The organism is Nocardia goodfellowii (assembly GCF_017875645.1).
GTDB lineage: Bacteria > Actinomycetota > Actinomycetes > Mycobacteriales > Mycobacteriaceae > Nocardia > Nocardia goodfellowii.
Map to the genome: position 1 here is coordinate 1,630,550 of NZ_JAGGMR010000001.1, position 20,354 is coordinate 1,650,903.

At 66.3% G+C, this 20,354-nt stretch carries 24 protein-coding genes and 1 tRNA gene; 10 read left to right on the top strand and 15 right to left on the bottom strand.

The window, feature by feature from the left end; genetic code table 11:
• Positions 1–771, bottom strand: coding sequence for an alpha/beta fold hydrolase (locus BJ987_RS06960; protein WP_209885769.1), 771 nt, complete (start codon positions 769–771; stop codon positions 1–3).
• Positions 772–878: 107 nt separating this feature from the next.
• On the opposite strand from BJ987_RS06960, the gene BJ987_RS06965 reads away from it, so the two are divergent.
• Entirely contained in the window at positions 879–1,103 is a 225-nt protein-coding gene (locus BJ987_RS06965) for a hypothetical protein (protein ID WP_209885771.1), read from the top strand.
• Positions 1,090–1,386 carry a hypothetical protein gene (locus BJ987_RS06970; RefSeq protein WP_209885773.1) on the top strand — a complete coding sequence of 99 codons (297 nt, stop codon included), beginning with the start codon at positions 1,090–1,092 and terminating at the stop codon, positions 1,384–1,386. Before BJ987_RS06965 ends, BJ987_RS06970 begins: the two co-directional genes overlap by 14 nt.
• Positions 1,387–1,390: 4 nt before the next feature.
• On the opposite strand, the gene BJ987_RS06975 is transcribed toward BJ987_RS06970, so the two are convergent.
• Entirely contained in the window at positions 1,391–1,690 is a 300-nt protein-coding gene (locus tag BJ987_RS06975; RefSeq protein ID WP_307869522.1) for a DUF1905 domain-containing protein, read from the bottom strand.
• Between the two features lie 55 nt (positions 1,691–1,745).
• On the opposite strand from BJ987_RS06975, the gene BJ987_RS06980 reads away from it, so the two are divergent.
• Together BJ987_RS06980 and BJ987_RS06985 are read left to right on the top strand one after the other, a co-directional pair.
• Complete coding sequence (locus BJ987_RS06980; protein ID WP_209885775.1) at positions 1,746–2,096, top strand: hypothetical protein; 351 nt, start codon at positions 1,746–1,748, stop codon at positions 2,094–2,096.
• Positions 2,097–2,232: 136 nt separating this feature from the next.
• Positions 2,233–3,018 carry a peptidoglycan recognition protein family protein gene (locus BJ987_RS06985; protein WP_307869523.1) on the top strand — a complete coding sequence of 262 codons (786 nt, stop codon included), beginning with the start codon at positions 2,233–2,235 and terminating at the stop codon, positions 3,016–3,018.
• Positions 3,019–3,311: 293 nt separating this feature from the next.
• Here the strand turns inward: BJ987_RS06985 and BJ987_RS06990 are convergent, their stop codons facing one another.
• The 6 genes from BJ987_RS06990 to BJ987_RS07020 all read right to left on the bottom strand — a co-directional run bounded on the left by BJ987_RS06990 (position 3,312) and on the right by BJ987_RS07020 (position 7,553).
• Complete coding sequence (locus tag BJ987_RS06990; RefSeq protein WP_209885779.1) at positions 3,312–3,587, bottom strand: hypothetical protein; 276 nt, start codon at positions 3,585–3,587, stop codon at positions 3,312–3,314.
• Between the two features lie 804 nt (positions 3,588–4,391).
• Positions 4,392–5,354, bottom strand: a complete 963-nt coding sequence (locus BJ987_RS07000) for a coiled-coil domain-containing protein (protein WP_209885785.1) — start codon at positions 5,352–5,354, stop codon at positions 4,392–4,394.
• Between the two features lie 8 nt (positions 5,355–5,362).
• Positions 5,363–6,196 carry a hypothetical protein gene (locus BJ987_RS07005; RefSeq protein WP_209885788.1) on the bottom strand — a complete coding sequence of 278 codons (834 nt, stop codon included), beginning with the start codon at positions 6,194–6,196 and terminating at the stop codon, positions 5,363–5,365.
• Positions 6,197–6,229: 33 nt separating this feature from the next.
• Positions 6,230–6,766 carry a hypothetical protein gene (locus BJ987_RS07010; RefSeq protein WP_209885791.1) on the bottom strand — a complete coding sequence of 179 codons (537 nt, stop codon included), beginning with the start codon at positions 6,764–6,766 and terminating at the stop codon, positions 6,230–6,232.
• Positions 6,767–6,915: 149 nt separating this feature from the next.
• The gene (locus BJ987_RS07015) at positions 6,916–7,191 is read right to left on the bottom strand and encodes a hypothetical protein (protein ID WP_209885794.1); all 276 of its coding nucleotides are present in this window, start codon (positions 7,189–7,191) and stop codon (positions 6,916–6,918) included.
• Positions 7,188–7,553, bottom strand: a complete 366-nt coding sequence (locus tag BJ987_RS07020) for a hypothetical protein (protein WP_209885798.1) — start codon at positions 7,551–7,553, stop codon at positions 7,188–7,190. Before BJ987_RS07020 ends, BJ987_RS07015 begins: the two co-directional genes overlap by 4 nt.
• A 370-nt stretch (positions 7,554–7,923) precedes the next feature.
• On the opposite strand from BJ987_RS07020, the gene BJ987_RS07025 reads away from it, so the two are divergent.
• Positions 7,924–9,138 carry an NsdA family TPR-like regulatory protein gene (locus BJ987_RS07025; protein WP_504739751.1) on the top strand — a complete coding sequence of 405 codons (1,215 nt, stop codon included), beginning with the start codon at positions 7,924–7,926 and terminating at the stop codon, positions 9,136–9,138.
• Here the strand turns inward: BJ987_RS07025 and cutA are convergent.
• On the bottom strand, positions 9,119–9,454 hold the full coding sequence (gene cutA, locus BJ987_RS07030; RefSeq protein ID WP_209885804.1) for a divalent cation tolerance protein CutA: 336 nt from the start codon (positions 9,452–9,454) through the stop codon (positions 9,119–9,121). The two genes, BJ987_RS07025 and cutA, sit on opposite strands and share 20 nt — an antisense overlap.
• A 408-nt stretch (positions 9,455–9,862) precedes the next feature.
• A tRNA-Gly gene (locus tag BJ987_RS07035) sits at positions 9,863–9,936 on the bottom strand.
• Positions 9,937–10,062: 126 nt separating this feature from the next.
• Between BJ987_RS07035 and BJ987_RS07040 the strand changes: the two genes are divergently transcribed.
• Together BJ987_RS07040 and dcd are read left to right on the top strand one after the other, a co-directional pair.
• A complete protein-coding gene (locus tag BJ987_RS07040; protein ID WP_209885807.1) occupies positions 10,063–10,224 on the top strand; it encodes a hypothetical protein in 162 nt (53 codons plus the stop codon).
• Positions 10,225–10,309: 85 nt separating this feature from the next.
• Entirely contained in the window at positions 10,310–10,909 is a 600-nt protein-coding gene (dcd, locus tag BJ987_RS07045) for a dCTP deaminase (protein WP_209885810.1), read from the top strand.
• Here dcd and BJ987_RS07050 read toward each other — a convergent pair.
• The 3 genes from BJ987_RS07050 to BJ987_RS07060 form a co-directional block, all read right to left on the bottom strand.
• Positions 10,855–11,256: a hypothetical protein gene (locus BJ987_RS07050; RefSeq protein WP_209885813.1), complete on the bottom strand. Its 402-nt coding sequence runs from the start codon at positions 11,254–11,256 to the stop codon at positions 10,855–10,857. The genes dcd and BJ987_RS07050 overlap by 55 nt on opposite strands.
• Before the next feature lie 66 nt (positions 11,257–11,322).
• Positions 11,323–12,246 carry a helix-turn-helix domain-containing protein gene (locus BJ987_RS07055; protein WP_209885816.1) on the bottom strand — a complete coding sequence of 308 codons (924 nt, stop codon included), beginning with the start codon at positions 12,244–12,246 and terminating at the stop codon, positions 11,323–11,325.
• A 140-nt stretch (positions 12,247–12,386) separates the two neighbouring features.
• A complete protein-coding gene (locus BJ987_RS07060) occupies positions 12,387–12,836 on the bottom strand; it encodes a hypothetical protein (RefSeq protein ID WP_209885820.1) in 450 nt (149 codons plus the stop codon).
• A gap of 255 nt (positions 12,837–13,091) precedes the next feature.
• On the opposite strand from BJ987_RS07060, the gene BJ987_RS07065 reads away from it, so the two are divergent.
• The 3 genes from BJ987_RS07065 (at position 13,092) to BJ987_RS07075 (ending at position 17,345) form a co-directional block, all read left to right on the top strand.
• The gene (locus BJ987_RS07065; protein WP_209885823.1) at positions 13,092–14,435 is read left to right on the top strand and encodes a helix-turn-helix domain-containing protein; all 1,344 of its coding nucleotides are present in this window, start codon (positions 13,092–13,094) and stop codon (positions 14,433–14,435) included.
• A 41-nt stretch (positions 14,436–14,476) separates the two neighbouring features.
• The gene (locus BJ987_RS07070; protein ID WP_209897967.1) at positions 14,477–15,733 is read left to right on the top strand and encodes a pyridoxal phosphate-dependent aminotransferase; all 1,257 of its coding nucleotides are present in this window, start codon (positions 14,477–14,479) and stop codon (positions 15,731–15,733) included.
• A 334-nt stretch (positions 15,734–16,067) separates the two neighbouring features.
• Positions 16,068–17,345, top strand: coding sequence for a YibE/F family protein (locus BJ987_RS07075; protein WP_372446846.1), 1,278 nt, complete (start codon positions 16,068–16,070; stop codon positions 17,343–17,345).
• Between the two features lie 13 nt (positions 17,346–17,358).
• Here the strand turns inward: BJ987_RS07075 and BJ987_RS07080 are convergent, their stop codons facing one another.
• A complete protein-coding gene (locus BJ987_RS07080; protein ID WP_209885827.1) occupies positions 17,359–18,822 on the bottom strand; it encodes an Hsp70 family protein in 1,464 nt (487 codons plus the stop codon).
• 160 nt (positions 18,823–18,982) lie between these two features.
• A complete protein-coding gene (locus BJ987_RS07085) occupies positions 18,983–20,305 on the bottom strand; it encodes a UDP-glucose dehydrogenase family protein (RefSeq protein WP_209885830.1) in 1,323 nt (440 codons plus the stop codon).
• Positions 20,306–20,354 lie beyond the last annotated feature (49 nt).

Genomic DNA, 20,354 nt, shown 5'->3' on the forward strand with positions numbered 1-20,354 from the left:
CTATCCGGCGGTGTCCAGCAGAACTTGCGCGCAGGCGGCGGGGTCGTCGTAGAACGGGGTGTGGCCGCTGCCGCGCAGAGTGACGTGAGTCGCGTTGGGCAGCAAGGCTTTCGCGCGGCGGCTTTGGGTCGCGTAGGTCAGCAGGATATCCCGGTTGCCCCATGCGATCGTGACCGGAATTTCCGCCAGCGCCGCCGGATCGGGTGGGCGGACGTCGGCGAACGAGTCCAGTGCGGGCTGGAAACCGAGCACCTTCGCGCCGTTGGCGGTGTCGATGGCGGTCTGCGGGTCGACCGCCCACGCTTTGCCGAAGACCAGGCCGAGGAAGACGGTCCGGCCGGCGGCGGTGCCGAGGACCTGCGGTATCACCGGCCCCAGGGGGCCGAGCAGCCCGCGTGAGCGTCCGAGCGACTGCTGGCACCAGACGCGACCGGCCTTGTCCCAGAACCCGATCGGGGAATACGCGGTGACCGAGCGGGCCAGTCCGCGCGCGGCGAGGTTCAGGGTGATCAGGCCGCCCATCGAGTTGCCCGCCAGGTGCGGACGCTCGATTCCCGCTGCCGCGAGGAAATCCGCGAGCGCGTCGGTGAGCGTGTCGACCGTGGTGCGGGGCAGCGGCGCGGACGCGCCGAACCCGGGCAGGTCGACCGCGATGACGTCGAAGGACCTGGCGAGCGTGTCGATGATGGGTTCCCACACCTGCCAGCGGCTGCCGACCCCGTGCACCAGAACCAGCGGTTCACCCTTGCCGATCCGGTGGTGATTCAACATCGTGACCCCTGATTCTGCTGCTGGCAACGGGCCAATAGTACTGTAACGACCCGGTCGCAGCCTGGAAACCGCTGGCAGAAAGCCCGCTCATCGGTACGATAAATGGTATGGCAACACGTAAGGTCACCCTCTCGCTCGACGAGACGGCCTGGTCCTTCGCCGAACAGGCGGCGGCCCGCGCCGGCATGTCACCCTCGGCGTGGATATCCAAGGCGGCTCGGCGCGAAGCGGTGCGCACCGGCGTCGGTCCGATCCTGGACGTCGGCGCCGAAGCCGCGGCCGACGAGGCCGAACTGGCCGCGGCCGAGAAGGAGATGCGTGCGCAGGGGTGAACTCTGGACCTACCACCCGCAAGGCTCGACTCGCCGCCGCACCATCGTCCTGATCAGCAGCGACGGCATCCATGAATCGCCGCGCCGCTGGCTGATCGCCGCCGAAGTCCTCGACGCGGACCCGAAGGACATTCTCGCGGTCACCCTGCCCGGCCACGGCTGGGTACACGCCGGCAATATCGGCCGCATCTACCGCGACTGGCTGGCCGATCGGATCGATGAGCTGCCCACCGACGTAGTGGAACGGCTCGATACCGCCCTGCGCGCGGCGATGGATCTGTGAGCCGCTAGATCGCGACAGCGAGTTCGACCCGCACCGGGGACCCGGCCGTCAACTCCTCGGCCAGCCGTATCGGCTTCTTCACCGGCAGCACGTACGTCCGGCGCGCCTTGTCCGGAAACACGGAGGTCGACCACCGGCTGGCGCCGATCGTCACCTGTACCCGTACCGCCCCGAAACCGTTTGCCCGGTGCGCGTACAACTCTTCGATCTCGTCGGCGACCTCCTCGGGCAGCGATACGAAATGCCAGGACGCCATCCCGTCGTGCTCCCACAATTCGGCCGTGAACGAATATTCCGATGCCACCCCCGGACTGTAACCACGGCCACCGACAACGACCGCGGATCGATACGCTGACCCGGTGCCCCTAGTCGAGGTGACCTACGCGCCCCACGTTCCCGAATCGACCCTCCGCACCCTCGCCGAGCAACTGCCGCACCTGGTCTCGCTCGCGGTCGAATGCCCCGAAGAGCCCTACGACGGCGATCTGCGACCCGGCGACGTCGAGATCCGCTTTCGCGCTCTCGGCCCGTTCGATCGCAGCGGGCTCGACGTCGTCATCGAAATCCGCTCCAAGTGGTTCGAGAGCCGTGCCGCCAACCGGCAGTACCGCGTCGACGAGTTGCACGACGCCCTCACGGCGGCCACCGCGCTGGACGACTTCGGCATCTACCTCAGCCTCCCCGTCGCGGCCTGGGCGCAGAGCGAGTAGCGCCCGAAACCGGTCTGCGCGAAGAAAATAGCGGCGACCGGACAGCCAGGCACCCTCACGGCATCGAATGCAGTGCGCCAACCCATTTCGAAGCGCACGCCGGAATCGACCGGCAAGACCGAGGAGGCCCGATCTCGTGAGTGATCCACTGTGGCTGGCCGATGTGCTGCGCGCCGAAGGCCTGCGCGTACTGGAACACGAAGGCTGGCGCGACCGCGGCCACGGCGATTTCGCCGATATCCGCGGTGTCCTGTGCCATCACACCGCCGGTGGCGGGGAAAACGACTGGCGCATCGTGCAATACGGACGTCCCGACCTCGAAGGCCCGCTGGCGCAGCTGGTCCTGGAGCGAGACGGCACCTATCGCGTGATCGCCGCGGGCGTCTGCTGGCACGCCGGCCGCGGATCGTGGCCCGGTTGGCCCACCGACAACGCCAACTACCACGTGATCGGCATCGAAGCCGTTTCCCGCGGCGACGGAACCGATTGGACCGCCGCGCAACTCGACGCTTACAAGCGCGGTTGCGCCGCGATTCTGCGCCACCTCGGCCGCGACGCCGGCGACTGCGTCGCCCACCGCGAGTACAGCAGCGAAGGCAAAGTCGACCCGACCGGCATCGACATGGCGGCATTCCGTTTCGACGTACAAGCACTCATCGACGCCACACCAATCCCAGGAGGCAAGACCATGGCCGCGCTCGAAGAAACCTTCGTCAACTTCCGAGGCGAGACCGTCACCCTCGGCACCGCGATCCGCTACATCGACGAATACGTCAACGACCTGCGCGAACAGATCGGCGGCCCGATCCCGCTGAAGGGCTGGCCCCAACTGGGCGACCGAACCCTGGTCGACGCCGTCGCCGCGATCGGCGCCGAGCTCGGCATCGAGGGCTTCACCGATCTGGCGAAGGTGCAGAAGTGACGCGACCGGCCTGTTTTCCGTGGAGCCGATGACGGGAATCGAACCCGCGCTGTCTGCTTGGGAAGCGGAATGTCGATAACTGTCATTGCTGCTCAACTCGCTGTCTTAGCGGGGACCGCTGGATGATTTCGGTGGAGATGACTGCCGAGTCGAAGCGGACCTCATCAAGCGGATAGCTGCCGTCCGCCAACTGCTGAAGCAATTCGACAAAGAGGTGACCCCTCGCTCGGGCCCACGGATGGGATAACACTTCCGACCGTGCGTGCGTTCTGTTCGGGTTTTCGGCGATGGGGTCACCCAGTAATCGCACCGAGCAGGCTGACAGCGATGCCGACGAAGGTGATGGTGATCCCCCCCAGCGCCCAGCCGAGGTCCTTGAAAGCTTGGCGCTTTGAATTCGATTGAACGGCTCCGACAGCTTGTTCAATTGCGTCTCGAAAGGTAGCGGCCTCAGACTGCTGGATGGCCTTCAGCTGGTCGATTTCTGAGTAGACCTCAAGCAGATGCGCGATCAGGCTGTCCGAAACTCGTTTGCTAGACGAGCTTCGGCGGGTGTGTTCGCACACCATGGTGCGGCTTGCGACAGCCCCTCGGCGCCGCATTAAGCGTGTTCGGGGGGCGCTTTTGTCGTGCCCGGCTACATGCCAAGCTTTTGCTGCATCCAATCGCCGACAGCGTCGTTGTCGTCGGCGGGGATAGCGTGCGTCCAATGCACTGGTGGTGTCACCCACCGGATTCGCCGCCAACCCCAGCATGGCCGGATGGCCCAACCGCCGTATTCCCGGGAGGGAACCCACTGCCCTTTCCCGGTGTAGCCCCGCGGGCGCCGAAGATGCTGCAGCGTGAAGCGCACGGTGGTGCGTAGCCGAAACAAGCGGCCCGCCCAGCCGTCCGGCCCGTCGCTGACCCACATCGAATCCGTCCGCATCAGGGCGGTCCGTGGTCGATGACGCGACCATCGAGGAACACACACCGATAACTGATCTCGTTGAAACTGGGCGACCGCATCGTTGCGTCGAGTGCGGCGGTGATAACGGCGGGGTCGAAGCCCAGTTCGACCAGTTCCTGGGTCGGGACTGTGTCAGGGTCAGCGCAGATCGCCAGCATCAAATGCTCGACCCCGACATACCCGTCGCCCGCTCGTCGGCGATGGCCTCGGCCGCCTCGACGATCGACTCGAAACGGGGTGTCCGTGGGAGCCTGCCTGTGGTCGCTATCGGCTCAGCCTTTCATCCGGCGTTGAGGACTTCGTACCCTTCTCGCGACCGACTATGCGGTGACGAACAGGGTGACTTCCCAGCTCCACCGCGCGCAGTCTGGGCCGTGCTGGCGTCAGCGCCTGCTCGCCCGCAGGATCGCAACAGTAGTCATAGCTACGACCCTTTGCCGCGTGATTCGCGCTCTCGTTCCTCCCTCAGCCGCGCCAACTCCGCCTCCCGGCCGCGCACGGTCGCTCCCTCGATTTCCTTGTCCGGACTGCGGGAGCCGACAGCGGGCGCACCTGGAGCGTGAATACCGATCGTGTGGTGGATCGCTCGCGGGTCCCATCCTTTCCCTGCCAGCCTCGCGGCTTCGCCCGCGATCCGTTCCGGGCTTTCCGGTGCGACGCGGACCTCCCGGCCTTCCACCCGCGCCAACCACTTCCCGGTCTCGGGATCGAAGCGGGCTTGTCCGTCGCGGAATGCCTTGTACACCTGCGCGTTCAGGTTCTTGTCCCGGTCGCGGTCGAGGGTGAGGGACTGTGCGGCTTCGCGGGTGAGTTCGATTTCCTTCTCCAGTTGGGGCACGCTCTTGTGTCCCTCCCGTAGTTGCACCTGCGCGGGGTCACGCTGGCGTTCCTGGGTGGCTTCTCGTTCCAGCGCGGCGATGTGGTGGGCGGTCGTTTCCTGAACGCGGGCGTTGTGACTATCGATCTCGACAACCATCTCGCGTGCGTTGCGCTGGACCGCGATCCGTTCTCCGATCCGCTGCAAGCCTCGGGTTGTTTCCTGGTCGCGGTCGGCGCGTTGCCCATCCAGGCGTGCCATGAGCTGTTCGACGTGATCAGGTGTGAGACCTTCCCGCGTGAGTGCCTGGATTTCGTGTTGGCGTTCGAGTTCGTGCCCGGCACGGACTTGATAATCGAGGCGGCGTTGTTCACGGGTGAGCTCGAGTTCTGAGCGGTCGTGGTCGCGTTCGAGTTCGAGGACCTGTTCACGGATCTGCTCACGTTCCTGCTCGCGGACCGGCCGCGCGCTCTCAGCGAGTTCGATTGCGGTGCGGTCGATTTCGAGGCCGATCGGTTCCAGCGACGCGGCCAGGCCGGCGGCCCGGACCTCGCGGGTCTGCTCCTGCACCTGCTCGATCAAAGTGACTGCCGAAGTGGCACATTGGCTTGCTTCAATGCCAGGTTGTCGTAGTCGCGGATGACTTGCCGGTCGGCTTCCACCAGGCGTTGCAGGTCATCGCGAGCACCGAGCAGCACAGATAGGCTGATCGGCTCACCGCGCTCGCGGGCTTGCTGCACCTCGGCGGTAAATCGACTGATAGCGTCCCGGGCGACGGTCAGGGTGGGGTTTTCTCGCATCCGCTCGACAGCGTTAGCCAGCCGCTCCATCGCCTGACGGGCTACCACCGGCCGGCCGAGTTCCACCGCGCGTTCGAAATCACGGGGTCCGGCCTCGACCACCCGGTAGCGGCCCGGGAACTTCTTCGCCAACTCCTGAACACGCTGGGCTACCTCGGTGTCGAGATCGGCCCAGTCCCGGATGACCGCTTCGGACTCCAGGATGATCCCGTTGGCGAGTAGCCATTCCTCTTTAGCAAGTTGGTGTAACCCTTCCTCGCGGGGAACGTATCCAGCTTTGAACTCGTTGGACTTCACAACGACCGCCACGCCTTTGGTCTCACGGACCTGGGCGGCATCCAAACGGCGTTCACTCAGCGGGGTCTTGATTACATACTCATGCGCCCAACCCTGATCCGGCGAGCGCTGTTGCATTTGCTGCCAGCCGTACATGAATGCGTCATGCAGCTCTTTGCGGTTGCCCCACTTCTCGACCTCGGTGCGCCAGTCAACAGCGGCCCGAATACGGGACAACTCGACCTTTTCCGCGAGCTTGCCTAGGACATATGCGGCGTGGCCCCGGTCACCAGCGGGGGTCAAACCATGGTCGCCGATTTCCGGATTCGGGCTCACCGCACGACCCCCGAAACGGCGAGCCGGGGGAGACTAGCGGCGGTTCGCCCATTCGTGCAGCGGCGGTTGCCCCAGGGAGTGCCATTCCCGCCACTCAGCGGCGACGTGATCGTAGACCTCTTCGACCGTTGTCCCGGTCCGCCGGAGAAGAGCATGGACAAGCAGGCGCGCAGGATCGAACCAGGCTGTGGCAGAGGGGATTTCCACAGCCGGGTGCGGCCGAGCCGGGCCGTCGGGAAGAGCCGTGATCTCCACGTAGACCCAGTGCCCGCCCAACGTCGTAGCGAAGATGTGGCCGACACCGCGGGCGAGGCGTTCGAACCGTGCTTTCTGCGCCGGTGTGTCGGGAGCGTCGGGATCGGGGTAGTAGCGCAGCGCTGCCCGCTCCAGCACCCGCAGTGAATCCCGAGTCCATCGGTCGGCAAGCTGCCCGAGTGCGGGTACGTCGTCGCGTTCGAGTTGGGCCAGGTCGTCGTCCATGGCGGCGAGCCATGCCAGAAATGCCGGGTCCTGCTGCTGTTCAGTGTGGTCGGGCTGTTGTTCGGTGGTGTGGGTGTTGAGCTCTCCCATGTCCGGCGCTCCTTCCGGCGGGTGCTGTCAGTCATTGCGATTGTCCCTGTGTCGCTGTTTGGACGTTCGGGCGGCCAGGAATCCGGCCAGACGGTTACGCGGTCAGTACCACCCCCTCGACGGGTCGGCCCGCATGCGCCTAGCGTCGATCAGCGTTTGCCGCGCAGCCGCCTTGCGCATGCAGAGGTCGGCGCGACAGCGGCGCAGCTGCTGCATGACTCGTGCGCCTCTTCGACGCTCAACCGATGATCGGGCGCGGCATGGGTACAGCCCCGCGGCCACACCCCGTCGTCTGCGGCGCGCGCGTCTTCGGCTTGAATCTGTATGCGGCGACGCTCTTTTGCGATGCGTTCGGCGATCTCCTGGACGCTGGTACCGCCGGGCACGGTGGGCGCGGAGGCATTTCTGAACCAGTCGAGTCTCATCGTGCTTGCTCCGTCGCAGACGGGCGGTCGACGGGCGGGGCGTCGGGCGGCACATCGCCGCGGGCATAGGTGTTTTGGGTGTCGACGGTGAGGACATCGCACACCGCGATTAACGCGGCCGGCACTCTCCCATCGAAGTCCCGCAGGCTGTGCACCATCACGGCGTCGGCGCGCTGGAGTTGCACCTCACCGATCAACATCTGCACGGGGTCCAGTGGCCGGTTCAGCACGACAGCGGAGGCGAGGGAGTAGCCGAGCAGCAGCGAGCGGGCACGCGCCTGCTGATACTCCCACCCTCGGCGGGCTCCGGCGAGGTCGGCGCGCTGGTAGATGATCACGCGGGGCCGGTCGGGTTCAGCCATCCTCACCACCTCCTCCCGTCGAGGTCGCCGCAACTTCGGGCGTCGGCGGGTTTGGGTCGGGTTGCGCGGTGTGTGTAGTAGCACGCGGTGACGAGAAGAGCCAGCACTAGCGTGATCGCGGTGCCAGCGAGGATCATTGGCATGTCGGGTGCCTCCATTTCCCTGGAACGGCTGGAGTGCACCCGACGCCGGGAATCCGCCCTCTGGCAACGCTTTCGCGCTGGTGGAGTGCCCGTATGAGTGAGGCAATCACCGGCGCCGGGTACAGATATCAGCGTCTTGGATACGAGCGGTAGGCGGAAGCGCAAAACTATAGGCAAATAACGGCATCGACCCGTTTGGGGGAGCCACGAACACCAAGCTCCGAGATTTGCGATTGGCTCGCGGTATGACCCAGGCCGAGGTTGCCGAGGCGGTGTGCGATGAGATCGAGCGCGCTACCGGGCGGCGGCCTTCTATCACCGGTCAGGCGATTTACCGGCTGGAGGCCGGTGAGCTGACGTGGCCGAGGAATGCGACACGCGCGGCCCTCATGGCAGTCTTGGGTAGTTCTTCGGCGGCCGATCTCGGCTTGTATCCGAAGCGCACCCGACGTGATGTCGAAAGGGAAGAGGCCACGAAGCGCAGGCAATTCGGACTGACTGGGCTGGTCGTGCCAATCGCAGCTATGGATGCTCCGGGACGAGCGGGCAGTGTCGATCTCGAGGAAATGCGTGCCCGGTTCACCCGCCTACAAGAGTTGGACTCGTTCCTCGGTGGCGGTGACACGTTCCGGCTGTACGCGGCGGAACTCGCGAAAACCGAACTGACCCTTGCCCGGTCCAGCTGTTCCGCCGCCGTCCGTACGGCGTTGACGGGACTGGCCGGGGAACAAGCGCAGCAAGCTGGCTGGGCGGCATTCGATGCGGGATTCGCCAGTCAAGCTCTCGACCTGTACGAGTACAGCCACCGTGCCGCGCAGGAGGCGGGTTGCCCCGAGCTGGCCGCGAACGCGCTCATACAGATCGCTTACGCCATTGGTAGTTCCGGTGCGATCGCCGCGGCAGACGCGGCATGCTCGACGGTCGGTACCGCGGCGCCGGCCAAAGCGCGAGCGATGCTGGAATCGAGGCGTGCGTGGTCGCTGGCGACTACGGGGGACCGTGACGGTGCCGCCCGCGCGTTGGATGCATCCTATGAGGCGTTGGAAGATAGTGACCGCCAGCCTGCGGCGCGTTGGTTCGACTGGGTGAACCGGGCGGAACTCGACATTATGACGGGGCGGGTGTGGTCGGTGCTGCACGCCCCGGAGAAGGCGACACCACCGCTGACGCGGGCACTAGCCGACTATCCCGATCACTGGTCACGCGACAAATCGTTGTATATGACATGGCTGGCCGATGCCCACCTTGATGCCGGGAATGTCGACGAAGCTATGCAGATCACCGGCCGCGCGTTTGATCTCGCTGTGCAGGTCGCTTCGGTCCGGCCGTTGACTCGGGTCCGGCAAGTGAGTGCGCGGTGTGTGTCGGCCGGTATCGCAGGAGCAGCGACCCTGCACCGGCGGGTGGTGGGGGCGCGAGTGCCTATTCCGCAGCGATTGTAGATTTCCGCGCCCATTCGATATAGGCGTCCGAGCACGCCCCGATCGGCACTCCGATCAGTTCGGGGTTGTCCCACGGGTGCAAGGTCCGAATCCGGTCCATCAACTGGTCCACAATGCCGGCCGGGGTGCGGAGTTCGACACGCCACTCTTCGCCCGTGCCGGACTCTCCGAGATGCCACCACACCGACTTCACGGGGCCGCTGATCCACGCGGCGGCGGCGAGTTGTTCGGCGACAGCCGCTTTCGCGATGTCTTCGGCGGCTTGCTCGGTCGGCGTTGTGGTGGTCACGGTCCAGACGGTGGGGGTGGATGCCATGGCGGCCAGCCTAAGACGTCGCGCCGCGCGTCGACGGTGGTTCACCGGGACCGCCGGACCGCACGACTCGTCGCGGTTGATGGCCGTGGTCGGGGCGCACCGTCAGCCGGTAGGAGCCGCTGACACCGCCGGTCAGCGGAAGCAGTCCAGTGACGGACCTCGACGACGAAGACAGGGAAGCCTATGAGGCTGCGAATGAGGTGGTAGTCGAAACCTGCGATCGCCTGATTGCGGTGTGGGGATTCCAAGTCAGCGAACGGTGGCATGGGACGGCCACCGATCGGGTGCGTCGCTCGGTTTGGAGAGGACCCGATCGGAAACCATGGATAGGGTACAACTTTGGGTACAGTGCCCCGGAGCTAAAGAAAGGCCCTGCATCAGCACACGCTGGTCAGGGCCTGTTTTCCGTGGAGCCGATGACGGGAATCGAACCCGCGCTGTCTGCTTGGGAAGCAGAAGTTCTACCATTGAACTACATCGGCAGTGCTTGTATGCGTCCGTGAGCTTAGCAGACGGCCCGCTGCGGGAGGCAAGTCCATTACCATTCGTTGCAGGGTGGTCGGGCCAGTCGATTGGCTATTCGATCACTATCGGAGGAGGCTCGACGGATGAGTACGGAAGACGGGCATGCGCCCGGGCTATTCAGTCATGAAACCGCGCCGTTGACGGCGTTTCCAATGGCCGACGAGGGTGCTCCGCATCATCGCCCGGTCTTCAGCGCCGACGAGTCGGCGGCGGCACAGGATCCGGCGGGCAGGGCCGGCGACTAGCCGCCAGGGTCGGGGGATCATCGCAAATCAGGCAGAGCACCGGCCGCGCGGCATCGGGTAGCCGGCGACCACTACGCTGCTCCCCGTGCTGCTTTCCGATCGTGACATCCGTGCGGAGATCGCCGCTGGGCGTCTCGGGGTCGAACCGTTGCTGGAAAATCTGATCCAGCCGTCGAGTATCGACGTGCGGCTGGACCGGTTGTTCCGGGTCTTCGACAACTCCCGCTACACCCACATCGATCCGGCCCAGCGCCAGGACGAGCTGACCAGCCTGGTGGAACCCCCCGAGGGGGAGCCGTTCGTGCTGCACCCGGGTGAGTTCGTGCTCGGGTCCACGCTCGAGGTGTGCACGCTGCCCGACGATCTGGCCGGGCGGCTGGAGGGCAAGTCGAGCCTGGGCCGGCTGGGTCTGCTGACGCATTCGACCGCGGGATTCATCGATCCCGGCTTCAGCGGGCACATCACCCTGGAGCTGTCGAATGTGGCGAACCTGCCGATCACGCTGTGGCCGGGAATGAAGATCGGGCAGCTGTGCCTGATCCGGTTGAGCAGCCCGGCCGAGCATCCGTACGGCAGCGCGTCGGTCGGCTCGAAGTATCAGGGGCAGCGCGGGCCGACGCCGTCGAAGTCCTATCTCAACTTCCCGCTGTCGGCGGACGTGGTCAATACGGTGGAGGCGCGCTGAAAGTGGTTGCGGGCCGCGGCCGGTAGCCACAGCAGGAGCAGGATCACCGTCGAGAGCGTCCAGCCGAACAGCAGCGCGGCGTGCACCCCGCTCGCCGGGAACAGCGCCCACACCACGAAGCGTCCGGCGAATTGGCAGCCGAGCAGGATGGTGATGGTGACGCGAGCCCAGTTCCGGCCGCGCCGGATCGGTAGCAGCAGCGCCGCGTAGAGCGGCGCGCCGATCGAGTGGTAGATGGTGCCGGGGTTCCAGCCGAACGGCGGAATCAGCAGGACGACAATGTGATTGATCGCGTGCATGCCGATGCCGACGACGGCGATTCGCACCGGGATGGGTGTCTTTGACATGCGGGTAAAGCTAAAGTCCGCGACCAGCGCCGGTATTGGACGAATCGGTCCTCGATGCCGGGCCGGTCACGGTGACGTGTCGGCCGGTGCGAAGAGACGGCCGGGCGTGGTTCCGGCGAAGCGGTGAAAGTCGCGGATGAGGTGCGACTGGTCGTAATAGCCCAGGTCGGCGGCGACGGCGCTCGGATCGCTCCCCAATACGGTGAGCGCGTGCGAGAAACGCAGCAGGGAGCTGTAATCCTTCGGCGGCAGACCCACCTGCTCGGTGAATCGCCGACGGAAATACCGGTGGCTCCAACCGATTTCGTCGGCCAGCGCGGTGACCGCGGTCCCGCGCTGTCGGCGTAGCGCCGCTACCGCGTGTGTGATCGCCGGATCGGCGGGTGCGGCCGCAGTTCGGCGTAGTGCCGCCTCCGCGTGTGTGATCGCCGGGTCAGCGGGCGCCGCCGCAATTCGGCGTAGCGCCGCTACGGCGTGTGTGATCGCCGGATCGGCGGGCGCGGCCGCAGCGGCGCGGTCCCGCACGAACCCCGCGACCAGGGCGAACCGTTGCGTCCAGTCGACGGCGTGGGCGAGGCGATCGGTCAGCTCGCCCGCGGGTCGGCCGATCAACGCACCCAAGTCCGCTGTGGTGTTTCGCAATTCGCCCATCGGCACGCCGAGCAATCGCCGCGCGGCCAGCGGCCCGAGTTGGACTTGGACGCTGTGCATCCGGCCGGAATGTTCCGTGCGACCGCCGCGGTCGTGCATGCCGATCACCAGCGCGGTCGGTTCGATCGCGCGCCCGCCGAACACCCCGTCCAAAGCGAAAACGATCTTCACGGTGCCGCCGGGAATCTTCCTGCGCCGCACCGTTTCCGGCTCGGTGACGTCGAACCCGAAACATCGGATGACGTCCAGCCCCTCGAACAGGGCCGCGGGGGAGTGCACTACGTCCTTGGCGCGCACCTGGTAGATCCCGCGCAGCTCCAGGACTCGGGCGGCGTCCATCTCCCCACAGTAGGCCCGAAATGTGCTGCGGCCGAGTCCGCCTCGTCGACTGTGGAAAAGAGGCGGACCCGGCCGGTGTAGCAGCGCCCCGGGCGCAAGCGGGTAGCCCGGGGCGGCGGCGGGGACCGACGACGCAATTTTCAGTCCCCGCCGCCCGCTCCCACCGCCAGCGCCGTCGTGATGACGACGGATAACGGCGGGAGCGTGTCGCCGCGTCTCGGCGGGCTGACCCAGAAGCACCCTTCCCGGGTCCAGCGACCGAGACCGGTCGGCAACATCACGGCACTGCCGATCGCGGGTATTCCGATATCGAGTCGGTTCAGTACCTCCAATACCTGTGCGCCTGGGCGGCTGTCCGGCGCGGCGAGAAAACTCCAGCGGATCTGCCGGGCCAGCATCGGACCCCTCGTCCCCTGCTGTTCCAGTGCCGCCCTGACCTTTTCAGCGCGCGCCGTGGGCAAGTGCACGACACAGACACGGCTACTGATGGGCAGCATCGCGAATCCGCCACGCTCGATCACCGGTAAGTCGTATTCGTGCCGGTAGAAGGCCACCCAATCATCGACTGTCCTGAGTTTGTCCACATTCACGGCCAACTCCTTGCCTCCTGTATCAAGGGTCGCCTGAGGAACGCGGACGCGGTAACGCCCTCCTGCCCGCATTCCGCTGCCCTTCCACTGCCCCTGCCCCGGGGCAGGGGCAAAAAGACTGATAGCGACACCGAATTGTTTGTGGCCTCCGGCACAATCGCCTCGTACCCTGGGAAAGAGTTCGTGCGAAGGGATGACATCGTGGTCAGGCAATGGTCAGGACGAGAGACCCGTGCCCTTCGCGATGCCAAGCGGATGAGTATCCGGGAGTTCGCGGCGCACCTCGGTGTGCACGAACGTCTGGTGTCGAAGTGGGAAGCCGGCGGCGTCCGGGTGCACCCACGTCCTGTCAATCAAGCCGCACTGGATACATCCCTGGCAAGGTCCGACGATGTGGTGCGGGCCCGGTTCGCGGAATTGATCGAGCATTCGGGTACTCCCGGCCCCGGCACCGCTCGATCCGCCGCGCCTGGTTTCGAGTCGCCGGCCGCAGCGGCTGGTGTGTCTTATTCGAGTGACGCGGACCTTTTGGCTCTCATAGATGCCGGTGCGATGAGAGGTGATGCGTTAGCAGCGATTTCGGAGAGGGATCTGATCATGGCGGCTGCCCACGAGGCCAGCGAGCACGCCGGCCAGGCCGAGAGCACCAATGTCGGTGCGACCACCTTGGAACAGCTCGACGCCGACGTCACGCGCATCGCGAACGATTACGTGCACATTCCACCGGTGCCGATGATGGTCGAGATGTTGCGGGTGCGGCGCCGGGTGTACCGGTTGCTGGAGGGGCATCAGCGCCCCGCCGACACATCGCACCTGTATCTGCTGGCGGGCACCCTGTCGGGGCTGCTCGCCAACGCCAGTACGGATTTGGGTTACTACGACGCCGCGGGCGAGCAGATTCGCGCCGCCTGGGCGTACGCGGAGTTGTGCGGGCACAACGGTTTACGCGCCTGGACCCGCGGTATGCACGCGCTCATCGAGTACGGCGCCGAACGTCCGCGCCGCGGTGTGCTGCTCGCTCAGAGCGGGCACGAATACGCCGAGTCGGCGACGGCGAAGGTGCGGTTGCTCAATATCGAGGCCAGGATCTGGTCGAAGATCGGCAGCCCCGCCGACACCGACCGCTGTATCCGGGCGGCCGACGACGCGCGCGAAGCCGGCGCCGCCGACGACCTGCACGACGAGGTCGGCGGCGTCTTCGGGTTCCCCGACGCCAAATCGCAGTACTACGCGGGCGCCACCTACATCCATCTCGGCGAGGCCGAACCCGCGCTGGCCGCCACCCAGCGCGCGATCGAGCTATATGCCAACGGTCCCTCGGAGAAGCGCTCCTACGGCGCCGAATCGCTGGCCCGGGTGGACAACGCCGCCGCGCACCTGATCAACGGCAGCCTGGACGGTGCCGCCGAAGCCCTGCACCCGGTCCTCGGACTCGCCGAGGACAAACGCATCGTGCAGTTGGAGACGCGGCTCACCGGTGTACGCCGCCGGATGGCGGCGCCCAGCTTCCGCAACGCGTCGGAGGCGCGTTTCCTGGACGAACGGATCGAGGAATTCTGCGGCGCGACCGCGGCCAAGGGCATACCGCCAGGTAGCTAGCTATGCGGCCCATCGATTAATCCGTTGCGGAGGATGGCACCATTGATCGGGTGAGCCCGAGTCATCTACCGCATCAGCCGCCGCGTGTTTTGGAGCAGTCCACGAAGCTGCAGAACGTTCTGTACGAGATTCGTGGGCCGGTACACGCGCATGCGGCACGGTTGGAGGCCGAGGGGCACCGGATCCTCAAGCTCAATATCGGCAACCCGGCGCCGTTCGGTTTCGAGGCGCCGGATGTGATCATGCGCGACATCATCGCCGCGCTGCCCTACGCCCAGGGCTACTCGGAGTCCAAGGGCATCCTGTCGGCCCGTCGCGCGATCGTGACCCGTTACGAGCTGGTCCCGGGTTTCCCGGAGTTCGATGTGGACGACGTCTACCTGGGCAACGGCGTCTCCGAGCTGATCACCATGACCATGCAGGCGCTGCTGGACAACGGTGACGAGGTGCTGATCCCGGCGCCGGACTATCCGCTGTGGACCGCCATGACCAGTTTGGCCGGCGGCACCCCGGTGCACTACCTGTGCGACGAGTCCAATGGCTGGCAGCCCGATATCGCCGATATCGAGTCGAAGATCACCGACAAGACCAAAGCGCTGCTGGTGATCAACCCGAACAACCCGACCGGCGCGGTGTACTCCACCGAGGTGTTGCAGCAGCTGGTCGATCTGGCGCGCAAGCATCGGCTCTTGCTGCTGGCCGATGAGATCTACGACAAGATCCTCTACGACGACGCCAAACACATCTCGCTCGCCACGCTCGCGCCCGATCTGCTGTGCCTGACCTTCAACGGCTTGTCCAAGGCGTACCGGGTGGCCGGATATCGCTCGGGCTGGGTGGTCATCACCGGACCGAAGGAGCACGCCGCCGGTTTCCTGGAGGGGCTGTCGCTGCTCGCCTCCACCCGCCTGTGCCCGAATGTGCCCGCGCAGCACGCCATTCAGGTAGCCCTCGGCGGGCATCAGAGCATCGAGGATCTGATCCTGCCCGGCGGGCGACTATTGGAGCAGCGTGACGTGGCCTGGGAGCGGCTCAACATGATCCCGGGTGTGTCGTGCGTGAAGCCGAAGGGCGCGCTCTATGCCTTCCCCCGGCTGGATCCGAATGTGCATGAGATCCACGACGATTCGAAGCTGATCCTGGACCTGCTGCTGCAGGAAAAAATCCTGATGGTGCAGGGCACGGGCTTCAACTGGCCCGACCACGACCATCTGCGGATCGTCACGCTGCCGTGGGCCCGGGACCTCGCGGTGGCCATCGAAAGGTTCGGCAACTTCCTCGCCGGTTATCGGCAGTAGCCCCTTGATTCCGGGGTCGAAACAGACCGTCAGTATGGATAACCGGCAGTTATGAATACTCACTAGCGCAAAACTCCCGTTTTTGTGTACAGTGGCTCTCGGCACTTCGAGTGCCCGGTCGGGTTGTCTACCCCCCCTGGACAACCTGGCCCTCGGGTTCGGCCGCCTACCCCCCTGGGCGCCGGCCTGCGGGCGGCGGAGACATCCCCCTGCTCTCCGCCGCCCCCTCCCGCTCTCGCCACCCGCACCCGTCGGCTGGCTTTCGCGCAGTTCAGCGCACCTTCTCCGTAGCGTCCATCGCGAGTTTGAAAATCAAATCCTTTAAGCTCCTCTGGTGACGGAGCACCATCATCACCACCACGACCATTCCGGGCCGATCGCGATCGGCGCCACCGCCGCGCGGGTGGTCATCGGGTTACTCACCGTCATCGGCATCGCGGTCGTCGCCGGCGCGTTCCTGCTCTGGCCGAGCAAGCAGCACATCGACATTCCGCTGCCCATGCAGAACGCGGGCGGCGGCGCGGTACAGACCGAAGCGGGCACCGTGGTGCTGCAGGATGTCGGAGTCTGCGGCAGTCCCTCCATCGGCAAGGTCTTCGCCGACAAACCCGAGGCGCCGCGCAACACCAACTACAAATGCCAGCGCAGCCTCATCACCATCGACTCCGGGCCGCACGAGGGCAGCAAGACGCTGCTCGAAATCGCGCCCGGCCCAGGGCAACCCGAACTCAAGGCCGGTGACGAGATCCGGCTGGTGCGGCAGACCGACCCGAGTGGCACACCGCTGTATTCCTTCGAGGACTACTCGCGCGGGTTGCCGCTGCTGCTGATCTTCCTGGTCTTTGTGCTGGTGATCATCGTGGTGGCGCGCTGGCGCGGCTTCCGCGCGCTGATCGGACTGGTGATCGCGTTCGCGGTGCTGGTCGGCTTCATGTTGCCGGCGCTGCTGGACGGGAAACCCGCGATTCCGGTCGCGCTGGTCGCGGGCTCGGCGATTCTGTACGCGGTGCTCTATCTGGCACACGGGGTTTCGCTGCGCACCAGCTCGGCGTTGCTCGGGACGCTGGCGTCGATGTTGCTCGCGGCGGTGCTGTCCTGGCTCGCGATCGAGATCACGCATCTGACGGGTCTGTCCGAAGAGCAGAACACCAACGTGGCGACCTATATCGAGCACGTCAGTATTACCGGCCTGCTGCTGGCCGGGTTCATCATCGGCTCACTGGGTGTGCTCAACGACGTCACCATCACCCAGGCCGCCGCGGCCTTCGAGTTGGCGGCGCTCGACGAAGGCGCCTCGCGCCGAGAGATTTTCGCCGCCGCCATGCGGGTGGGGCGAGATCACATCGCCAGTACGGTCTACACGCTGGTGCTCGCCTACGCCGGTGGGGCGTTGCCGCTGCTGCTGCTGTTCAGTGTGGCCGGGCGGTCGATCCGGGATGTGCTCACCGGTGACGCGGTCGCCATCGAGATCGCGCGGTCATCGGTCGGCGGTATCGCCCTCGCGCTGTCGGTGCCGTTGACCACAGGCATCGCGGTGATGCTGGCGCGGCCGTTCGGGCACAAGCGGCTCCCGGTTCCGGCCGCTCGGCGCGCGCGACACGCTCGGCCATGATCGCGGTGGGGGGTTACCCCTGGGGCGGTGGAGCGGGGAACAGCTCCGGTGGGATGGTCGGCACGACGATGGGCGGAAGGAACGGCACCGTAAAGGTATTCGCGCCCGTCGTGGACGTCGGCGGCGTGGTGGTTGGGCGGCGCGGTGCGGGCGCGACCGTCGACTCGGTTTCGGTGGTCGTGGTCGCGGGGGCCACCGCGATCTGCGGTTCCAGCGTCGTAGTGCGCGGCACGGCCGAGGTGGGCACGGGGGTCGAGCCCTCGCTGCTGTTGGAATCCCGGGTCAGCACCTGCTGGCCGTAGCCGAGACCGATGCCGATCGCGGCGACCACCACCAGCGCGCTCACCGTGAGGACCGCGCCGTTGAGTTCGCGCTTGCGCCGTGGACGGCCGGCCAGCGCGTCCGGTAGGTCGGCGTAGCTCTGCTTGCGGGCCTGCGGAGCCGGGGCGGCGCTCCAATCCTGACCCTGCTCGTCGCCCGCGAACCAGTCGTCCTCCGCGAGCTCGTTCTTGCGCTTGCGTTTGCCCTTCTTCGGCGGAGCCGACAGCCAGGCCGGGGACAGTTCCTCCTCGTCGAACGGCGGCTGGGCCGGGGCGGGCGCGGGTGCGGCGGCGGGGCGAGCGGCCGGGCGGGCCAGCAGTGCGGCGCCGCGGGCGGCGACCGTCTCCGGGTTCTCCGGGACGATGACCGGCACGCCGATCCAATGCTCGAGCACCTTGGCGACCAACGGGATCCGGGCGCAGCCGCCGATGGCCAGCACGCCGTGCACCGGGCGTTCGGCGCGGGCGATCACCTCGCGAGTCATCCGGGCGGAGGCCTCCACGGCCGTCACGACCAGGGCTTCGAAATTTTCCTGCGCGAGCAGCACCAAGCCTTGTTCGCTGGGTAGCGCGACCGCGGTGTTGGAGGAAAGCTGTTCCTTGGCTTCGCGGCACAGTGCGTCCAGCGACGCCAGACCGGCCGAATTCTGCGGATGCGCGATGCGGCCCGAAGCGATCTGCTGTTCGCGGATCAGGGAATCCAGGTAATCGCCGCTGATTTCGCTGGTGCGCTCGGTGTAGCGGACCTCGCGAGTGTGCGTCTCCACGACGCTGACCGTCAGGCCGGAGCTGCCGAGGTCGTAGACGACAAGGGAGTTGATACCCCGGATTTCGCCTGTCGCCATGGCGTATTCGAGTGTGGCGAAGATCTCCGGGACCAGTTCGTAGTCGGTGAGCTGCTGCCGGGCCATGGCCGCGCGGATCGAGCGGGCTTGCTGCTCACCGCGATACGCGATGGCGGTGGCTCTGATCTCGGGCGAGGATTCCAAGGTGACGCCGACCGCCTCGGCGGCCAATTCATCCCCGCGGTGATCGCGCACCGGGATCGTATGCAGGTCGAAGCCCTGGGGATTGACGGGTGTGTGGGGGTTCACGGCGTGTGGGCGCGCCAGACGAACTGCGCCGGCCCCCACCGAAACTCCCAGTACCGAACTCATCAGCTGCCCATCTTGTTTCACGCTTCTCGACCTGCGAGCCCGCGTCACCTGCCACGGAGACTGCCGCCGCCTACGACGGAGACTGCACGGGACCTTACCGGCGACGATCGATCCTGCTCAAGCGCCCCGTGCCCGCATTCACGTCGCGGTCGGTGCAACTCTACGGGGTGCCGAGACCCGCGTACACCCATCCAGCCGCTCTCCAGGTGGCACGATTGAGACAGTTCCGGCCGTCGATGATGGACTTCGTTCGCACCACCCGGTCCAGTTCCGCGGGGCGCAGCGCGGTGAACTCGTCCCACTCCGTGAGCACCAGTACCACGTCGGCGCGATCACAGGCCTCCTCGACGGAGGTGGCGTAGTTGAGGGTCGGGAAGATGCGGCGCGAATTCTCCACCGCCTTCGGGTCGTACACGGTGACGACCGCGCCGTGCAACTGGATCATGCCCGCCACGTTCAGCGCGGGGGAGTCGCGCACGTCATCGGATTCGGGTTTGAAGGCCGCGCCGAGAACGGCCACGTTCGCGCCGAGCAGCGAACCGCCGCAGGCGCGGGCCGCCATGTCGACCACCTTGGTGCGGCGGCGCATATTGATGTTGTCGACCTCACGCAGGAAGGCCACCGCGTGATCGGCGCCGAGTTCGCCGGAGCGGGCCATGAACGCGCGGATGTCCTTGGGCAGGCAACCGCCGCCGAAACCCAAGCCCGCGTTGAGGAACCGGCGGCCGATGCGGGCGTCGTAGCCGAGCGCGTCGGCCAGCATGGTGACATCGGCGCCCGTCGCCTCGCACACTTCGGAGACGGCGTTGATGAACGAAATCTTGGTGGCCAGAAAGGCATTGGCCGAAGCCTTCACCAATTCGGCGGTGGCCAGGTCGGTCAGCAGGAACGGAACCTCGTTCTCGATCAGGTCCGCATAGGCCTCACGCACGAGTTCCGCTACCCACGCGGCGTTTTCGCGGTCCTGATCCACACCCAGCACGAGCCGGTCCGGCCGGAGTGTGTCCTGGACCGCGAAACCCTCGCGGAGGAACTCCGGGTTCCAGGCCACCTCGACTTCGGTCGAGGTCAACGCGCGTGCCCGCTTGCCCAGCGCCGCAGCCGTTCCCACCGGCACCGTCGACTTGCCGACGATCACCGACGGCCGTTCCAGCAGCGGCGCGAGCGTATCCACCACGGCGTGCACATATTTGAGATCCGCGGCGTACTCACCCTTCTTCTGCGGTGTGCCCACCCCGAGGAAATGCACCGCCGCGTGCGCCGCGGCCTCCGCGTAGGAGGTGGTGAACCGCAGCCGCCCGGCATCGAGGTTGCGCCGCAGCACTTCCTCCAGACCCGGCTCGTAGAACGGCACCACCCCGTCCGAGAGTTTCGCCACCTTGCCGGGGTCGACATCCACCCCGATCACGTCATGCCCGAGTTCGGCCATGCACGCCGCGTGCGTAGCCCCGAGGTACCCGGTTCCGAAGACTGTGCAACGCATGATCGATTGGTAGTCCCCCACGATGGCCACGCCCCGACCTCGAGGCAAG